Origin of the sequence: Haloferax sp. S1W (assembly GCF_044593955.1) — an archaeon.
GTDB lineage: Archaea > Halobacteriota > Halobacteria > Halobacteriales > Haloferacaceae > Haloferax.
Genome location: NZ_CP172595.1, coordinates 1227858 through 1245771 on the forward strand (window position 1 = coordinate 1227858; position 17914 = coordinate 1245771).

General features: G+C 61.2%; 16 protein-coding genes. 9 read left to right on the forward strand and 7 right to left on the reverse strand.

From position 1 onward, the window contains the following. Positions 1-140: 140 nt before the first annotated feature. Positions 141-281, forward strand: a complete 141-nt coding sequence (locus tag ACH9L7_RS06460) for a hypothetical protein (RefSeq protein ID WP_396612904.1) — start codon at positions 141-143, stop codon at positions 279-281. Here the strand turns inward: ACH9L7_RS06460 and ACH9L7_RS06465 are convergent. The 5 genes from ACH9L7_RS06465 to ACH9L7_RS06485 all read right to left on the reverse strand — a co-directional run bounded on the left by ACH9L7_RS06465 (position 278) and on the right by ACH9L7_RS06485 (position 5500). Then, positions 278-2269 carry a hypothetical protein gene (locus tag ACH9L7_RS06465; RefSeq protein ID WP_396612905.1) on the reverse strand — a complete coding sequence of 664 codons (1992 nt, stop codon included), beginning with the start codon at positions 2267-2269 and terminating at the stop codon, positions 278-280. The two genes, ACH9L7_RS06460 and ACH9L7_RS06465, sit on opposite strands and share 4 nt — an antisense overlap. Positions 2270-2439: 170 nt before the next feature. Next, complete coding sequence (locus ACH9L7_RS06470; RefSeq protein ID WP_396612906.1) at positions 2440-3150, reverse strand: hypothetical protein; 711 nt, start codon at positions 3148-3150, stop codon at positions 2440-2442. A gap of 196 nt (positions 3151-3346) precedes the next feature. Beyond that, on the reverse strand, positions 3347-3775 hold the full coding sequence (locus tag ACH9L7_RS06475; RefSeq protein ID WP_396612907.1) for a universal stress protein: 429 nt from the start codon (positions 3773-3775) through the stop codon (positions 3347-3349). Between the two features lie 88 nt (positions 3776-3863). Next, positions 3864-5018: a pyridoxal phosphate-dependent aminotransferase gene (locus tag ACH9L7_RS06480; RefSeq protein ID WP_396612908.1), complete on the reverse strand. Its 1155-nt coding sequence runs from the start codon at positions 5016-5018 to the stop codon at positions 3864-3866. Continuing rightward, on the reverse strand, positions 5015-5500 hold the full coding sequence (locus ACH9L7_RS06485; RefSeq protein ID WP_396612909.1) for an Lrp/AsnC family transcriptional regulator: 486 nt from the start codon (positions 5498-5500) through the stop codon (positions 5015-5017). The genes ACH9L7_RS06480 and ACH9L7_RS06485 overlap by 4 nt, the downstream gene beginning before the upstream one ends. A gap of 135 nt (positions 5501-5635) precedes the next feature. On the opposite strand from ACH9L7_RS06485, the gene ACH9L7_RS06490 reads away from it, so the two are divergent. Together ACH9L7_RS06490 and ACH9L7_RS06495 are read left to right on the forward strand one after the other, a co-directional pair. Continuing rightward, complete coding sequence (locus ACH9L7_RS06490) at positions 5636-6442, forward strand: PH domain-containing protein (protein WP_396612910.1); 807 nt, start codon at positions 5636-5638, stop codon at positions 6440-6442. Further along, positions 6439-6969, forward strand: coding sequence for a PH domain-containing protein (locus tag ACH9L7_RS06495; protein ID WP_396612911.1), 531 nt, complete (start codon positions 6439-6441; stop codon positions 6967-6969). Before ACH9L7_RS06490 ends, ACH9L7_RS06495 begins: the two co-directional genes overlap by 4 nt. A 79-nt stretch (positions 6970-7048) precedes the next feature. On the opposite strand, the gene ACH9L7_RS06500 is transcribed toward ACH9L7_RS06495, so the two are convergent. Together ACH9L7_RS06500 and nhaC are read right to left on the reverse strand one after the other, a co-directional pair. Then, the gene (locus tag ACH9L7_RS06500) at positions 7049-8443 is read right to left on the reverse strand and encodes a PAS domain S-box protein (protein WP_396612912.1); all 1395 of its coding nucleotides are present in this window, start codon (positions 8441-8443) and stop codon (positions 7049-7051) included. Between the two features lie 187 nt (positions 8444-8630). Then, a complete protein-coding gene (gene nhaC, locus ACH9L7_RS06505; protein ID WP_396612913.1) occupies positions 8631-10085 on the reverse strand; it encodes a Na+/H+ antiporter NhaC in 1455 nt (484 codons plus the stop codon). A 208-nt stretch (positions 10086-10293) separates the two neighbouring features. Here nhaC and ACH9L7_RS06510 point away from each other — a divergent pair, with 208 nt between their 5' ends. The 6 genes from ACH9L7_RS06510 to ACH9L7_RS06535 all read left to right on the forward strand — a co-directional run bounded on the left by ACH9L7_RS06510 (position 10294) and on the right by ACH9L7_RS06535 (position 17906). Continuing rightward, positions 10294-12090: a BatA domain-containing protein gene (locus ACH9L7_RS06510; RefSeq protein WP_396612914.1), complete on the forward strand. Its 1797-nt coding sequence runs from the start codon at positions 10294-10296 to the stop codon at positions 12088-12090. Further along, on the forward strand, positions 12090-14471 hold the full coding sequence (locus ACH9L7_RS06515; RefSeq protein WP_396612915.1) for a VWA domain-containing protein: 2382 nt from the start codon (positions 12090-12092) through the stop codon (positions 14469-14471). Before ACH9L7_RS06510 ends, ACH9L7_RS06515 begins: the two co-directional genes overlap by 1 nt. Next, a complete protein-coding gene (locus ACH9L7_RS06520) occupies positions 14468-15088 on the forward strand; it encodes a chromosome partitioning protein (RefSeq protein ID WP_396612916.1) in 621 nt (206 codons plus the stop codon). Before ACH9L7_RS06515 ends, ACH9L7_RS06520 begins: the two co-directional genes overlap by 4 nt. After that, complete coding sequence (locus ACH9L7_RS06525) at positions 15081-15995, forward strand: hypothetical protein (protein ID WP_396612917.1); 915 nt, start codon at positions 15081-15083, stop codon at positions 15993-15995. The genes ACH9L7_RS06520 and ACH9L7_RS06525 overlap by 8 nt, the downstream gene beginning before the upstream one ends. Before the next feature lie 97 nt (positions 15996-16092). Continuing rightward, entirely contained in the window at positions 16093-17022 is a 930-nt protein-coding gene (locus ACH9L7_RS06530; protein WP_396613233.1) for an AAA family ATPase, read from the forward strand. Further along, positions 17019-17906 (forward strand): DUF58 domain-containing protein, encoded by an 888-nt coding sequence (locus ACH9L7_RS06535; RefSeq protein WP_396612918.1) that lies wholly within the window; start codon positions 17019-17021, stop codon positions 17904-17906. The genes ACH9L7_RS06530 and ACH9L7_RS06535 overlap by 4 nt, the downstream gene beginning before the upstream one ends. Positions 17907-17914: the final 8 nt, after the last annotated feature.

Genomic DNA, 17914 nt, shown 5'->3' on the forward strand with positions numbered 1-17914 from the left:
CTCCCGTTTTTTGACGATTAGCCGCGTTTGAGTGTCATCCTCAACATACATTCTATCAAATTGTTACTTAATTAAGTTAATTTCATATCAGAATTACACGAAAATATATAATTCGTAGCCGCTCCTCGAACGAAGTGTACATGTCCGACAACACCAACTCGATGGCGTCGTACCTTCGTCAGAACCCCCGTATGATGGGTGCACTGTTCACGTTGATTCTCCTGCTTTCGCAGGCGGGGAGTGTGGCCGCTGGGAATGCAACGTACATTTCCGGTCCCTAGACGCTATCTAAGAATTCACAGCCCCAGTATAGTTCGCTCCGGTAAAACACAGGAGTCTGTTCCAGTTGGAGGAAGTGTTCCAGTTCTTCTCTGTCTAGTTCGAAGACGGCCTCGTCAGACGAGAGCAAGTAGTGTTCGTCGTTGTGAGCGACTGCTGGTTTGACGAGCGCACCGATGTTACTCTCGACAGTCGGGTAGGTCTTGAACGTGAGTTCGTAACACTTGTCGACAGTTTCGACCTCACAAATCGTTGCCATCCCGCTGGCTGTCTGAGAGATAGAGACCTCTCCGTCGCCGACAATCGTGTACGGTTGGTTGATATCGGAGTTTCGTTGGACCACGTTCAGCGCAGTCTGAAGCGGAAAGCCCATGTTCAGGAGCTGCGCGAGGACGCCGCCAACTTCGACCGCACTCACATTTAACACGTCGTCAAGCGTTACGATACCACCGATAGACCCGGAGTCGATGAGCGAGAGACCCTGTTCGTACGAACGGCAGGCGTTCAGCAAGAACGCGTCCGCACCGGTTGAATCGACGGCTTTCGCGTCTAACTTTCCATCGGCACATTCGAACCCGTCGTCGTCGATGTGTCCGACGTAGTGGAGGAAGTCGTTGGACTCGGACAACACCTGTTGCAGTTCGTCGGTGGTCAACTGCTCGTGGTAGGTAACGTCGAACGGTAGCTCCGCTCTCGACCCGTATACTTCGTCGACGACATCTCCCTCGGTACTCATCTCGGGGTCGTTGCAGACGACGACGATATCGATGGCCCCCTCTTTCGCCGTCCTCGTGAGTCGATTTTTGTACGCCTCCCGCGTCGGTTTACTCGCTCCGACTGGCGCACCGTCACCAATCCACGCTTGTTCCGCCGACTCCGCACGCTCGGGCTTGATAAACGTATCTTGAACCGGGTCCGACGATGTGGAGGTGCTTCGGGTGAACGTTTCGTCACGCAAGAAATCGTTCACCGATTCGGCCACGAATTCGTCCGCCGTGACGGTCCGTACCTGCGGCGTCTTCACGACTGCCAGGTCGTCCGTGACGAACGGGAGGAGTTCCAGACTCGAGGACCGTGGTTGGACGTGGGTCGTCAACTTCCACTCTGGCATCAGGTCCGAAAGCGTGTCGAACGAGATTTCGAGGTACGACCCGAGGCGTTCTCCGGAGTCGGCGTGGTATAACTCCGTAAAGTCGAGGTCAGTTCGCGTCTCGACGGCAGACCGTTCGTGCAGGTCGACTTGGTAGTAGCCTTCCGTCCGCGTCACACAGTCGAGGAAGAACGTCTGCTTGAGGACCCGTTCGACTTCGGCTTCGAACCCCTGTGGAGTATCGAGTTCGTGGACGAAATCGTCCGAGACGATTCGCGGAGTCTGCCCTGGTTCAAGTTTCGCGCCGAGGTAATACACCAGCGGGGCTGCGACTACGATGTACTCAAGTTTCGGCGGTACCTCGATGACGACACCGGTGTCCGGTGGTTCGATGCCAGTAGGGATGTCGAGTTTATCTCCGACTTCCAAGAGCGGAGGATGGCCTCGTAAGGTTGGGTACGACCGCTCGACGCTCGTCGTCTTCAACGCCGACCCGAACGTCGAAATTGCACGCATCAGGTCGCGTGGGTCGTCGGTGGTCGTAATGGTCGCAGCGGGACTGCGGTGGTACGACCGCGCACCGACGTAGACCGGAACTTCGTCCGAGAACTCGACCTTCGTTCGGTCGGTGTTCGCTTCGATACGGAGCGACGACGTTACCTGAATGTACGCCTTTACCGAGGTGAACAGTTCCAGACTGTAGGTTCCTGCTTCGAGTTCGATGTCCTCGCCGTGGCCTGCCTGTGCGACCATCGTCCCGAAACTGTCTCTGACAATAATCTCTCTCGGGCCGGTGGTCTCGAACCCACTGGTCTCGATACAAACGGCCGCATCCGTCGGAAACCAGAATCGGGTTTCGTCCGCCAGAGTCGGGGTGACTGGCGTTGGTGTTCGTAACACGAACTGATGTCGCTCGATGTGGTCCCGAACGACTAAACCAGTCCCTTTGGGCGGAAGTGAAAATCCAACTTCCAAGTTAGAGGGAGTATCAGACTGCTCGTCGAGCCCGGACTGTACCATTGTTAGTATATGTCCTGATTCAAGTGAAAAACGTATTGGTGGGTTGACTCTCAGCGATTCAGTAAGAACCAGCCTGACGATACATCGACGTTATTGAGATGCCACCGCTGGCTGGCTTCGGTCCCATCGACTTTCAACTCGACAACCGCGTCGAAAAGCGGCGCGAGTGTCCGATTTATCACGTCGTCCCGCTCACCGGGAGACCACACGTGAATCATCCCTCGTCGCGAGCGGACGTGAGTCGTCAACACGTGGAGGAACCGAAAGACCTGTTCTTCGTCGTACTCCGAAAGGAGTGTTGGAAGGCAATCGAACGCGACGCGGAGTTCGGCGGGGTCCAACCCACCTGCGAGCGTGTCGAACTCGTCGATGTCTTTCGAAACCTCGGAACCGAGTTGACCCATCGCGCCGCTGACGTGGCGCTCGCAGGACTCCGTGATTAACGACGGTTCGTGTGAATTAGCCGCTGCAGCGCCCCTGGAAAGTGCTGTGTACCGAACCGTTCGTGTCCACTCTGTTGAGCGTTCGATAGACGGGTGGAGTCGCTTCTCGACAGCAGACGTGCTGTTCAGCACGAGGAGACGGCGTCGCGACTCGTCGGGTGCGCCGAGCATCTGCTTGGACGCCCTGGCGTACAGTTCGGTCGGGACGGAACCAACGACTAACAGTGCGCTCCCTCGCTGTTTGAGCGCCTCTAATCCGAGTTGGAACTCGGATGTATTGTCAGCGAGAGTCGTGTCTGTGTTTCCTCCCGACACCATTCATGTTGGACGACGAAACCATATTTAATAATACTTTGCGTGTTGTTCTCTCGAACAGTAATTTCAACAAACATAATCGTTACGGTACATTCAAAAATAACGGAGTGGTATTCACTTGCGGTAGCCCTTCAATACGCGGTGTTAGGATGGCTGTACGACGAGGGCTCGTCGCTCAAGTGTTACTCGTAGAGCGCGGCTACACTGCTTCCCGCACCGTCAACACGGGGACGGGCGACGTACGGACGACGCGTTCGGTTACGCTTCCGAGCAGCACTCGCTCGATTCCCGTCCGACCGTGGGTAGCCATCATGACGACATCGATGTCGTTGTCTGCGATGTAGTCGAGTATCGCCTTGTGTGGAGAACCCTTCTCGACAGTTCCAACAGCGTCGATATCGCGATTCCGAGCACGCTCGACGATTCCATCGACGAGTTTCTGTCCCTCTTGTTCGAGTGTGGCGAGGACTTCACCGCCGACGATGCCGCCGACGCCGTCGTGTTCGGTATCCGCGACGAACAGCACATGGACCCGGGACTCATACATTTCGGCGAAGCCGAACACGTGAGGGATGGCTTGTTCCGACGCCGGACTCCCGTCGACTGGGAGCAGTATCTCGTCGTACATGCCTGAACGTACGTGCCCGAAGAGTGTCAAGCCTTCGCACACGAGAAAAACTCAAAAACGAGGTGCTACCGAACCGAATCGACGCGAGTTACGAGTTCGAGACGTACGCTTCGATTCGGTTCATCGCCACGCGCAGCTCCTTCATGCTCGTCGCGTACGAGACGCGGAGGTGGCCTTCACCACCCGACCCGAAGACGCTTCCGGGCACGAGCGCGACGTTCTGTTCTTCGAGGAGTCCTTCGGCGAACGCCTCGTCGTCGCCGTCGGGAACCTTCGGGAAGACGTAGAACGCGCCTTTCGCTTCGAAACAGTCCATCCCCATCTCCTCGAACCGTGCGAGGACGAACCGACGGCGGCGGTCGTATTCGCTGCGCATCTCTTCGACGGCGTCGTCACACGACCGTAGCGCTTCGAGCGCGGCGTACTGGGCGGTCGTCGGGGCAGAGAGCATCGCGTACTGGTGGACCTTGTTCATCGCGTCGATGGCCTCGGGTGGTCCCATCGCGTAACCGAGGCGCAGGCCGGTCATCGCGTACGCCTTCGAAAATCCGTTGAAGACGATGGTTCGCTCGCGCATCCCCGGATGGGTGGCGATGGAGGCGTGTTCGTCTTCGTATCGGAGGTCGGCGTATATTTCGTCCGAGAGGACGATGAGGTCGTGCTCCCGGACGAACTCGGCAACATCGGCGAGTTCGTCGTCGGTCATCACCGCGCCGGTCGGGTTGTTCGGGTAACAGAGGACCAGCACGTCGGCCTCGTCGGCACCCGCGGCCTCCAACGCCTCCGGCGTCAGTTTGAACTCGTCTTCGGCATGGGTCGGAACCGGCAGGGGGTCGCCGCCAGCGAAGATTGCACCCGGCGTGTACGAGATGTACGACGGTTGTGGGATGGCAACAGTATCTCCCGGGTTGACGAACGCCCGGAAGGCGAGGTCAACCGCTTCGCTTGCGCCCGTGGTGACGATAATCTCGTCTTCGGGGTCGTACTCCTGTCCGTACCGGGTGACGCGCTCCGAGATGGCCTCGCGGAGTTCGCGCATCCCGCGGTTCGACGTGTAGGAGGTCTTCCCGCGTTCGAGCGAGTCGATGGCAGCAGTTCGCGCGGCCCACGGGGCCGAGAAGTCCGGTTCGCCGACACCGAGGGAGATGACATCGTCTACTTCCTCGGCGAGTTCGAAGAACCGGCGGATACCCGACGGCGGCACCTGTTCGACGCGTTCGGAGAGGTGGTCGCCGAGCGTCATGGTGACACGGAGAGACGGTCGTCGTCGTCACCGTCACCGAGTTCGATGCCCTCCTCCTTGTAGGAGTCCATCACGAAGTGCGTCACCGTCTTGGTGACCTCCGGGATGGGGGCGATGCGCTCGGAGACGAAGTTCGACACGTCGTGCATCGACTCGCCTTCGACTTCGATGAAGAAGTCGTAGGTTCCGGAGACGAGTCTGAGCGTGGCGACTTCCGGGAACCGCGCGATACGGGTGGCAATCTCTTCGTACCCCGTCTCACGGTCGAGTTCGACGTCGACTTCGACTTGCGCGCGGACGTGCTCGTCCTCGACGCGGTCCCAGTCTACGACGGCTTGGTAGCCCCGGATGGCCCCATCGGCTTCGAGTTCCTCGAGCGCTGCTGCCACTGCCTCGGCGTCTGCGCCCAGTTGTCGGGCAATGTCGTCTACACTCTCACGAGCGTCGCGACGCAGCAGGTCGAGCAGTGACCGCTTGTCCATGGCCACTCCGTTGCAGGCATCATTGAAATGGTTTACCCAACCGGACCGGATTGTCGTGACAATGGGTCGTCTCGTTGGGGGCAAAAATAGCGTCTGCGGAACATCTATCCATCTCCTTGGTTAAACGTATCATCTATGGAGACAGAATTCGATTGGCTCACCCTCGACGACGACGAGGAGGTTCTCTGGGCGGACACGCCACACCCGTACAGTCTGGTGCCCGCACTCATCGTCGGGATTCCGCTTTCGCTCGTAATCGTCGGTATCCCGCTTCTCGTAGGGTCGTACCTCTCGTTCAAGAACACGAACTACGTCGTCACCAGCCAGGCGCTCTACAAGAAGACGGGCGTCTTCTCTCGGAGTGTCCAGCGTATCGAGTTCGACAAGGTGCAGGATACGTCCTACAGTCAGACGTTCTTCGGCGCACAGTTCGGCTACGGAACGGTCGACATCAGCACCGCAGGCGGGAGCGGCGTCGAGATGAGCTTTCAGGACGTAGCCGAACCCCAGTCGCTTCAGAGTCAGGTCAACGAGCGACTCAAGCGCCACCGGAAGGGAGACACCGGTGAGAAGGGGAAGGCGGCCGTTCTCGACGACATCCTGTCGGAACTCCGCGCCATTCGCGAGGCTGTTGAAGATACCGCGACTTCATCGGCGGTCGATGGTGACGCAACCACCTCGGCGGTCGAAGGCGACGACACTCCCTCGGGGGTCAACGGTGACGCAACCTCCTCGCCGACCGACGGTGACGATACGACTTCGACAACGAAAGACGACGACACTCCGCCGTGGGAGCAGTCGTCCGACACTGACGCAGTGGAGACGACCGACGAAACCTTCGAACAGTCGTCAGATACAGACGCCGAGCACACGGACGACCAGTTGGACCCGCTCGAACCGACCGAATTCGAGTTCGACCCCTCGGTGACTGACGACCGATGACCAAATTCGAGTGGCTCGGCGACGAGACGGACGAGACCATCGTCTGGGACGGACGACCGCGTATACAGACGATTATCCCGGCCGTCGTCGCCGCCGTGGTCATCTTCGCGGGGTCCGTCGCCGTCGCGGTGGTTCAGGACCAACTGCTTTTCGTCTCCGTCGGAGTCCTCGGACTGGCAGCACCGATTGGCGCGTACCTCCGAGTGACCAATACTCGGTACGTCGTCACCGACGACGCACTCTACCGGAAGTCCGGCGTTTTCTCACGAACAGTTCGGCGCGTTTCTCTCGACCGCATTCAGAACAGTACACTCTCACAGAGTGTCACCGGGTCGATGTTCGGCTACGGGACCATCTCCGCCGAGGCGGCCGGTGGTGGCGAGATCCGATTCGAGAACGTGAACGACCCGCACGAAGCCCGCACCGTCATCGACAGCCGTCTCGACCGCGACGACATTCCGGGCACTGTCGAACAGTGGTCGGCCGTTCTCGAAGCGGTTCGGGCGCTCCGCTCGGCGGTCGAATAGTCTCCAGACGCGTCACGGTCTTTTCGCGGCGTCCGTTTCGCAGTCGCTCCCGACACTGCGTTCTCGCCGCGTTTGCGACTCAATCGAGTGGTAATTGAATAGTGACGACGTTCCCGGACGGGCCGTTCTCGTCGAACCGTAATATCCCGTCTGACTGGCGCACAATCAGATTGACTAGCCAGAGACCCAGCCCACTGCCGTGGTACAGCGGCTCGATTTCCTCTTCGCGTGTCAACACCTTTCGCTCCATCTCGGGGATTGGCGGCCCGTCGTCGGCAACCTGAATTTCGACCACGGTATCTTGGCACTCGACTTGAATCTCGACGCTCGTCGCCGCTCGCCGCGAGTGGACGACCGCATTTTCGATGAGTTCCTCGATGGCTTCGCCGATTGCCTTCGTGGCGACGACCGTACAACGCTCCGGATACTCGACGACGATATTCGCAGTCGGGTGTTTTCGTTGGATGCGCGAGGCGGCCGCGTCCACGACTGCACCGATATCGGTAGTCTCGCACGACGGCGGGTCAGCGAGGAACGACGTGATTCGACGCCACTTCTGTGCGGTGTCCAACAGTCGCTCGCTCGTGTCGCGAATCGTCTTCGCGTCGGGGCCAAGCGTATTCGCCTCCGCTTCGAGCATCGTTTCGGCGGTTCCCTGAACGACGTTCAGGTCGTTCCGCAAGTTGTGCCGAAGCACTCGGTCGATGACCTTCATCTGCTGGAGCCTATCTTCTTGTTCAGAGAGATCCCGAATGACGCCGACGAAGCCGAGTGTCTCTCCGTCTGCGTTCGTCCGTCTGACGATGGTCGCCTCGGCGGGGAACTCCTGTCCAGACCGCTTTCGACACTGAATCGTCCCCGTGATGTGCGTATTCGTGTTCGCTTCGAGTTGCGCGCCAACCTCCGCGTACTCCTCGGTGTCGGCATAGATGATACGGACAGATTTTCCGAGTACCTCGTCGCGTTCGTACCCGAACAGGGCGGTGAATGCGGGGTTGCTATCGACGATTTTCCTGTCGGCGTCGACGACCAGAATCGTGTCCCGGATGCTGTTGAAAAGCGATTGGTACCGCTGTTTTTGCTCCTGTACCAGTCGTTCGCGTGCTTTTTGCTCGGTGATGTCCATGACGACCCCGATGCCACTCACTGGATTCCCGTCGGAGTCATATTCGAGTTCCCCGCGTTCGCGGACCCACCTCGTCTCGCCATCGACCACGATTCTGTGTTCGATATCGTATGGTCCGCCTTCGAGCGCGGCGTTCCACTCCGATTCGACGTACGCCCGGTCGTCGGGATGGACCAAACTCAGAAACCGCTCGAAGGTCATCGACGTGTCCTGTGACACCCCGAAGATGCGATAGCACTTCTTCGACCAGTGAAGCGTGTTTTCGCACAGGTCTAAGTGCCAACTCCCGATGTCGGCAATCTCCTGGACCTGGTCGAAGTGTTTCTCGCGCTCTCGGGGAGTATCCATAGCCAGTCGGTGTAAGACTGATTTGACTACCGGAGAAATACCAGTAATACCTTTCGGGGTAATCATCTAATTTGATAATATCTGAATAGCTCCCGGATGGCCACCGAGTCGTTTCCATCCGATTGCGAGGTCCGGCTGAGCCGGGTTGGACGCCCGAAGGCGGAGGCGCGAGTACCGGCCGTTTTCTTCAGTCGTCCGCGGGACTCACAGACGGGTCGCTCGCGTTCGTCGCAGACCCGGTGAAGCCGATACCTGCGACGACGAAGGTGAAAAGCACGAGCGGTGAGAGGTATCCGAACAGGTAGTAGGGGGCGTACGAGAGTGTGGCGACGCCAAGGACGCCGGACATGTACGCGCCGCCCGCGTGCCACGGGAACAACGCGCCCGTCGGCGTGCCTGCGGATTCGATGGCCTGCGAGAGGTCCGAGGTGTCGAGGTCGAACTCCTCGTAGGTGTTGCGGAGCGTCATGCCGGGGACGACGATGCTCATGTATTGCTGGGCGGTCAGTGCGTTAGTTAGAATCGCGGAGATGCCGGTTGCCGCCACGAGCGACCCGGTGTTTTTGACGCCCTGTTCGAGGCGGTGTGCGAGGACGGCGAGGACGCCTGTCTGTTCGAGAAGCCCACCGAGCGTGAGGGCGGCAACGACGATGGCGATAGTCCATCCGGACCCGGAGACGCCCCCGGAGGCCAGGAGACTATTGACCAGTTCGGAGCCGGTTTCGGGGGCAGTGCCGCTCATGAAAACCTGCCACGCATCGACGAAGGCCGTCCCTTGCACGAGGACGCTCGTGAAGGCACCCGCGAACGCCCCCGCGAGGAGGACGGTCAGCGCCGGGTAGCCAGCGGCGGCGAGGCCGAAGGTCACGACGAGCGGGAGGAACGCAAGGAGCGTGATATTGTACGAAGAGGCGAGCGCGGTCTGAATCTCGGTGATTTGGCCAGCGGGGATGGCACCGGAAAAGCCCAGCCCTAACAGGGCAAACCCGACGACAGAGAGTCCGAACGCGACGAGCGTCCCGGTTCGCATCGCCCGGATGTGGTCGTACAGGTCGGTGTTGGTAACGGCAGCAGCGAGGTTCGTCGTGTCCGAAAGCGGCGACTGCTTGTCACCCGCGTACGCGCCGGTGAGGATGGCACCGGCGGTCATCGGTTCGGGGACGCCGAGACCGGAGCCGATGCCGATGAAGGCGACGCCAAGTGTACCGACGGCCGTCCACGACGACCCGATGGCGAAGGTGGTGAGACCGACGAGGATTGCAGTCGCCGGGAGGAATACCTGCGGCGACAGCAGGTCGAGGCCGTAGGACATCAGCGTCGGAATCGTCCCTGCGGCGACCCACGTCGAGACGACGCCGTAGATTGTAAACAGGATGAGAAGCGCCTGCAGGCCCATCGAGAGACTGCGGTCGATACCGTCGTAGAGGTCGTTCCACGTGTACCCCCAGACGTACCGGCCGAGGAGACCGACGAGCGCGATACTCCAGACGAGCGGGATGTGCGGGTCGAGTTTCAAAAGTGCCGACCCGATGCCGAGGAAGGCGACGAGCCCAATCACCGGGATGAGCGCCTGTGCGAACGTCGGGCGCGTCTCCGGTGAGATGTCGTCGTAGGACCGCGGCGTGTATCTGTCAGTTCCCATCGTACCTCGATGAATTACTTTGGAGCATAAAATATTGTCGAATTATGAATCAAGAGCATTGTTATGCATTGTCGTAGTTAGATTTGACACAAATATGTCCGTGGAGCATAGCTGTTTCGGGATAGTGGCTCTCGGAACACAGTTCCATTTCTGTGAACGTGTCACTCATAGGGAAACATCCTTCACCTACGGGGTCCACGGAATCCGCATGGTCCTCGACGAATTCTTTCTGTTTCCGTTGGGGTTGGTCGCCCTCCTCGGGGCAGTCCCCCTCATTCTCCTCTACTTTCTGCGCCCAGAACCGGTTCGTCGGACGCTCCCGACGTTCCAGTTTCTCGCAGATACGGCGGGTCGAAACGCGTCGAATCCTGTCTTCGACAGACTCCTTCGGAACCTCCTCTTGCTCGTGCAACTGCTCGCTATTCTCGCGCTGGTCGGGTCGCTCGCGACGCCGTACGTTCTCGTCCCGGAATCGGAGACGGTGTCCGAAACGGTACTGGTGGTCGATGCCAGCGCGAGCATGGGAGTCAAAGACGGCGGTGGCACGCGCTTTCAGAAGGCCCTCGACGCCGCCCGAAACGAGGTGACTGGAACGACTTCGGTGGTCGTCGCCGGGTCCAACGCTGACGTTGCGCTCCGCCGCGGCAGCGCGACCGACGCCCGGTCGACGCTCGATGGTCTCTCTGTGACTGCCGCACCGGGGGACCTCCGGTCCGCTATCACCACGGCCGCCGCCGTCGCTGGGAACGATGCGCGAATCGTCGTCCTCAGCGACTTCGCCGACGACTCACCGTGGCAAGATGCGGTTCGCGAAGCGCGCGCCCGTGACATCGTCGTCGACCTTCGGCAGTTCAGCGGTGGTGGCGACGCCAACGTCGGTATCATCGACCGGCGCTTTACCGGGCCGAACGTCACGGTGACGGTGAAGAATTACGGCGACTCGGAGGTGACGCGGACAGTCTCACTCGCGGGTGTCTCCCGACAGGTGACGCTCGGAGCAGGTGACGTGAGTACCGCGACGTTCCCGGTTCCAGCAGGTGGGGGCCGCGTCTCTCTCTCGCCGGGTGACGACTTCCCCACCGACGACAAACTCCCGGTGGCCGCCCCGAAAGACCAGTTAATCGACGTACTCGTCCTCACGAACGACGAGAACCGATTCCTCACGGCCGCGCTCTCGGTCATCCCCGAGGTGTCGCTGACGGTCGATAATCCGCCGACGAGTGTCACGCCGGAGTACGACGTTATCATCTACAGCAACGTGGACCGCAAGCGTCTGCTCGCGGGCAACCTCGACGCCGGACGCGAAGTCGTCGAGAACGGCGGCGGCGTCGCGGTGCAGGCCCAAACGGAGATGCCCGAGTACGGGAACCTGCTCTTGCTCGAATCGGACCACATGAAGGCGAACCCGACTATCGGAACCGTCTCCGACCACCAACTCACGAAGGGAATTACGTTCCCGCCGCCGAGCAGGTACCACGTCGGCGAGGTACGCGAGGGTGAGGCGCTCGTCACCGCGAGCGACGGGTCGCCGCTCGTCGCCGTTTCCGACCGGGGCGCGGGCCGACTGCTGTACTACGGGTTCATCCAAGACGAGTCGGCGTTCAAGTACAACTACCAGTACCCGGTCTTCTGGAAGCGCGCCGTCTTCCACCTCGCCGGACGACCGACGCTCGCCGAACTGAACCGGGAAACCGGTGGGTCGCTCACAGTCGGGGTGAACCAGTCGGTCCAGACGCCGAGCGGAACCGTAACCGGTCCCGAGGTCAGACTCGACGAATCTGGGTTCTACGGCGTCGACCAGAACGCGTACGCTGCTGGTCTCCTCAGCGAGTCCGAGTCCAGCGTCGCGGCGACGCCGCTGGACAAACAGGACCGGGCGTCAGCGTCCCCGACGCGAGTCGAAGAACGACTCGTCCCCGACCCGTTGACTGAGTGGACTGCGCTTTTCGCACTCGCTGTAACGTTCATCGAACTCGCGTATCTCCGGAAGCGGGGTGACCTCTGATGTCCGGGCTTCCGCTCCTCACGTGGACGACGGAGGTCTCGGGATGGACGCTCGGACTCGAACGGCCCCTGTTCTTGCTCGTGATTCCGGTTGCGGTCATCCTCGCGTGGGGCGTCATCTTCCGGCGCGCGGACGGGACCGCAGGCGAACGGTCGCGGCGGTTGCTCTTCGCCTCGCGCGTCTTTGTCGTCCTGCTCTTGGTCGTCGCGGCGGCGGGGCCGTACACGATTCAGACCAGACATACCGAGGGCGACCCCCATGTGACGCTCCTCGTAGACGAATCCGACAGCATGGCCGTCTCGTCGAACGTTACTTCCGGCCTCGCCAGTCGAATCGAAGACCAAGGTGTTCCGGTCACGGTGTCCACCGTTGCAAAAGGCAGCGAGTCCCCCCTCGGCAACGCGCTCGCGGCGAACCTCAGACCCGACGGGACAGTCGTCCTCGTCTCCGACGGCCGCGTGACATCCGGGCGGAGTCTCGCCTCTGCGACCGAGTTGGCTCGGAGCATGAACGCGACGGTGAGTGCGGTCCCGCCCGAACCGAAGTCGGCGGAACAGTACGTCTCGCTCAGCGGCCCGGCGAAGACGAGCGTCGGCGTCGAAAACGCCTTCCTCGCGCAGGTCGGCGGCGTCTCGCCGGACGAATCGACCAGCGTGGAAGTCGTCGTCGAAGTCGACGGCGAGGAAGTCACACGAAAGACGGTCACGTCGCCCGGTGCAGTCGAGTTTTCGCAGACGTTCGACACCGTCGGCACGTATCAACTCACCGCCCGCATCGACGCGGACGACCGGTTCGACGACAACAACGTCTTCCACAAGACGGTTCGGGTCGTCGAACCCCCGAAGGTGCTGTACGTCTCGAAAGGGACCTACCCATTCCGTGACTATCTCTCGGAACTGTACGACGTAGAGGTCGCGTCGGCGGTTCCCGACGACCTCTCGTCGTACCACGCCGTCGTGGTACAGGACATGCACGCGCGGGACGTCGGCAACGTCGACGCCCTTCAGCGGTTCGTCATCGACGGCGGCGGTCTCCTCGTCGTGGGCGGTCCGAACTCCTTCGAAAACGGTGGCTACAAAGATTCACAACTCGCCTCCGCGCTTCCGGTCACGACGGGCGAAGGCAGTGGCCAGAGTACGAATCTCGTCTTCGCTATCGACGTGTCCGGCAGTGCGGAGTCGGGCATGCGCGTCCAGAAAGCCGTCGCACTTGACGCGCTCGACCAACTCGGCGACGAAAACAAGGTGGGCGTCGTCGGGTTCAACTATCGCGCCTACGAGGTTGCGCCACTTCGCCCCCTCGGGGAGAACCGCGAATCGACTGCCGACCTCATCCGCCGCCTCAACTCGGGCGGGGCAACCGACATCGCCGTCGGACTCGGTGGTGCGTCGCAACTCCTCGGTGACCGCCGCGGCACTATCATCCTCATCAGTGACGGCCACGACCGATTCGAGGACGCCTCGGCCACCGCGGAGCAACTCGGCCGTAAAGGCGTTCGCGTCATGACCATCGGGACCGGCCCGAACCCGAACGAACAGACCTTGCGCGGCATTGCCCGCGCGTCCGGCGGGAACTACCTGCGCGCCGACGAGACGAGTCGGCTCAGAATCCTCTTCGGCGGGGCGAATCGACAGTACGCGGGCGACGGGTTGACCGTCGTCGACCGCAACGACTTCGTCACCTCGGGCGTCGAACTCACGGCGAACCCGGGACAGGTTAACGACGTGTCCGTCCGAAGCGGTGCGAACTTCCTCGTTGCCGCCGACGACGGGACGCCCGCAGTCGCGTCGTGGCGATACGGTCTCGGCCGCGTCGTGACCATCACGTCCTACGGAACCGACGGGTCACTCGACGGACTCCTCGGCCGCCCGGACTCGCTGTTGCTCACGAAATCGACGAACTTCGTCGTCGGCGACCCCGAACGCAAGGCGACCGGCGTCACCAACGTCCCTGACACCCGTGTCGGGTCGTCCGTCACTGTGGTCTACCGCGGTGACTCACGACCGGCCGAAGGAAACCTCACGTTCTCGTCGGTCAGCCCCGGCGTCTACCGCGCCACCGTCACGCCCACCGAACAGGGCTTCCACGGCGTGTTGAACACGTCCTTCGCCGCGAACTACCCGGTCGAATACGCCGGGTTCGGAACCTCGCCGGAACTCGAAACAACGGTGTCCGACACCGGCGGGAAACTGTACTCGCCGAATCAGGCCGCCGAAATAGCCAGGTCTGCTCGCGACAATGCGTCTGGTGTGCGACCCGTTCGCGACGACTGGGCGAGAGCGTTCGTCCTCGGCGCGTTCCTCGTCTACCTCGGCGAGGTGCTTCTCCGGCGAGTTCAAGTGTATCGGGGTCGAACTCGAAGTGAAGGTGGACTGATATGAGCATCATCGGTAGGTCCCTGAACCTCGGCCTCGTCGTCCTCATCGTCCTCCTGACGACTGGAACGGTCGGGGCAACGATGTACTATCAACACTCCGTAGACTCCCTCGACGAGCAAAACGACGCGTTGCGGGAGCGAAATGAAGCCCTCCAGACGAACCTTTCAGAGACTAGACAAAATCTCTCGGAAGTGCGAACAGAACTCGAGGAGTTAAACGAGAGCCTCGAACGAACGCGAGGCGACGTATCGCAGGTCTCGACCAATCTCGAAGAAACGGAAAAACGGCTCGACGAGACGCAGGACAAGCTTGTTACGACGCAGGACAAGCTCCTCGAAACCGAAAACGAACTCGCAAGTGCACGGTCGGAACTCAGAGAGGCACGCACGACCATCGAACAGCTTGAGGAAGACAAGACGCGGCTCAAGGAACGTCTCACCAACCTCGAAACGAGTAACGAGAACCTCTCCGAAACCAACGAAGAACTCGAAACGGAGGTCGAAGACCTCGAAACCCAAATCGACGAGCTTCGAGATGATGTCGACGACCTGGAGTCGGACCTCGAATCCGCGTGTTCGGAGATAGATGGGGACAAACCCCCTGCGTGTAACGATGTCTGACGGTTCGCCCTCTGAGACGTCCAATAGCCCCGACGCGAGCGGTGAGTCCGCCTCGGACGACGACCTCTCGGCGCAGATGTCGGCCGCCGTTCGCGCCGTCAGACGTGAGGCCAAGAAGGCCGCGCTCGTTCCGAGTGTCGCCGACGGTGCAGTCGCGGCCCTACTGGTCAACATCGTACTCCGAACACTCCCCGTGTCGAGTCTCCCACGCGAACTATCGCTCGCTCGACTGCCGGGCGTGGACACGGCGGTAGCGATTCACGTCGCGGTTCCGATTGCGATTCTCATTGGCATCCTCGTCGCGGGGGCCGAGTACACGCTTCGGATGCGACAGCCGCCAGTCGAGCAGTTCGAAGCGGTCAATCCGGAGGTTGCAGAAGCCCTGCGAACCGCCCGCGACACGCTCGGCAGTGGCGGCGAATCGCAGATGGTCGTCGCCCTTTACGAGGACGTCCTCTCCCGATTGCGGTCTACCTCGTCCGTCGAGTTGCTGCCGACTCGGCGCGTCGCCGTCGCGGTGGTCCTCGCCATCGCGCTCTCGGCGGCGAGCATCCACCTCGCCGTCGCTGACCTCCGGATAACCGGGCTCGGCGGACCGAGCGGACAACTGGCCGATACCGACAGGGACGGGACGTACCGTGACAGCGAACTCGAAAACGGGAGTTCGATTCTCGGTGACCCCGAGAACGTCTCCACGGGGGCCGACGAGTTGAACGCCACCCTCGGCGGGACCGGAAGCGGTTCTGATTCGCCCTCGTCGGTGGCGGCCGCCTACGATTCGACAGGCTACAGTAGCGACGTTGCCGTCGAAAGCCAGCGGGCGGGCTATCTCGCCGACGACACCCTCGAAGATGAAGCACTGATTCGTGACTACACGCTGAAGATACGCGACCAAGACGATGAGTGACGAGCACGATTTGAATTGGGATTCCCCCGACGATTTCGACGTACCGAACCAGACCGACGCCGCCCAGAACGCGACGGCACGCAGACAGCTCTCGGAGATGAGCCTCGAAGACCTCCAGTCGAGCGTCGCGGCCGTCAAATCAGAGGTTGGAAAGCGTATCATCGGTCAGCACGAGGTTGTCGAGCGCCTGCTCGTCTGTATCCTCTGTGATGGGAATGCGCTCCTCGAATCGAATCCCGGTCTCGGGAAGACGACGCTCGTCCGGGCGCTGGCCGAGGCGACGGACCTCCAGTTCTCTCGTATCCAGAACACGCCGGACCTGATGCCGTCGGACATTACTGGTACGGAGATTATCCGTGAGACCGCCGATGGACGGGAGTTCGTTTTCGAACGTGGACCTATCTTTGCGAATGTCGTCCTCGCCGACGAGATTAACCGTGCGACGCCGAAGACGCAAGCCGCACTCCTCGAAGCGATGCAGGAAAAGCAAGTGACGGCCGCGGGCGATACCTACGAACTCCCGAAGCCGTTTTTCGTCCTCGCAACGCAGAACCCCATCGACCAGGGCGGGACCTACCCGCTTCCGGAGGCCCAGACCGACCGCTTCCTCATGAAGATTCTCGTTACCTACCCCGAGTTCGACGAGGAGCGCACCATTGTCCAGCAGTACGCCGAAGGGGGAAGTGTGCCCGAAGTCGAGCGCGTGCTCCCGCGGACGCACCTGCTGGCGGCGCAGCGACTCGTCCGACAGGTTCCCATCGCCGACGACATCCGTGACAGGGCCATCGAGTTGGTTCGAAAGACGCGCGAAGACGACGCCATCGAGTTCGGTGCCAGTCCCCGTGCGAGCATGGCGCTCGTCCTCGCTGCGAAGGCGCGGGCGTTCATCCACGGCCGCTCTCACGTCTCGTGGGAAGACGTAGCCGAGATGGCACCGCCGGTCATCCGCCACCGCATCATCCTCGACTTCCGCGCGGAACGTGAGGGCCTCACGCCCGACGATGTCGTCCAGCGTCTCCTCGAATGATAGACCCCGGCTTCCTCGACGAACTCGACCGATTCGACACCTCGCTGAAGCGCCTGTCGAACGCGCCGCTTTCGGGCGAACAGCAATCGCGCAATGTCGGCGAGGGCCTGACGTTCAGTGACCACCGCCGGTACGTCGCCGGAGACGACCCGCGTCTCATCGACTGGAAGGTCTACGCCCGGACCGAGGAGCTATTCATCAAGCGGTACGAGGCAGAGCGAAACCTCACAGTTCATGTCCTCCTCGACGCCACGGCGTCGATGGACTTCGGCGAAGGCGACCTGAACAAGTTCGAGTACGGAGCCAAACTCGGTCTCGGATTCTGCCACCTCACCGCGGAGGAGAACAACGACTTTCGATTCTCGCTCGTGGGCGACTCTGCCGACCGAATCGACACCGGCGGGTCGAGCCGAGGCGAGATACTGCAACTCGTCGACCGGCTCAACGAGACGGCTCCCGCTGGCGATGGTGACGTACAGACCGCCCTCGAAGCGTACGCCGACACCATCCACTCGCGGTCACTCGTCCTCGTCGTCACCGACGGACTGTTCGACCCCGACGACGTGGCTGCCGGACTCGCTGCGCTCGCCCGTAACGACGTGCTCGTAGCACAGGTGTTGACGCCGGAGGAACTCGGCCCCGAAGCCGCCGGTGATGCCGTGTTCGAAGACCCCGAGTCCGACGAGACGCGGCGGGTCTACTTCGGCGGGTCTGCCGCGAAACGGTACGACGAGCGACTCCACCGACACCTCGACGACATCGACGAGCGGTGTCAGTCGCTCGGCGTCGAACACGAACTTGTGAACACTGGAACCGACTTTTTCGACACCTTCGCAGCGCTCTGGTTAGGGATGCGAGTCGGGCAGCAACGGGCGCAACGGTGAGACGAAGC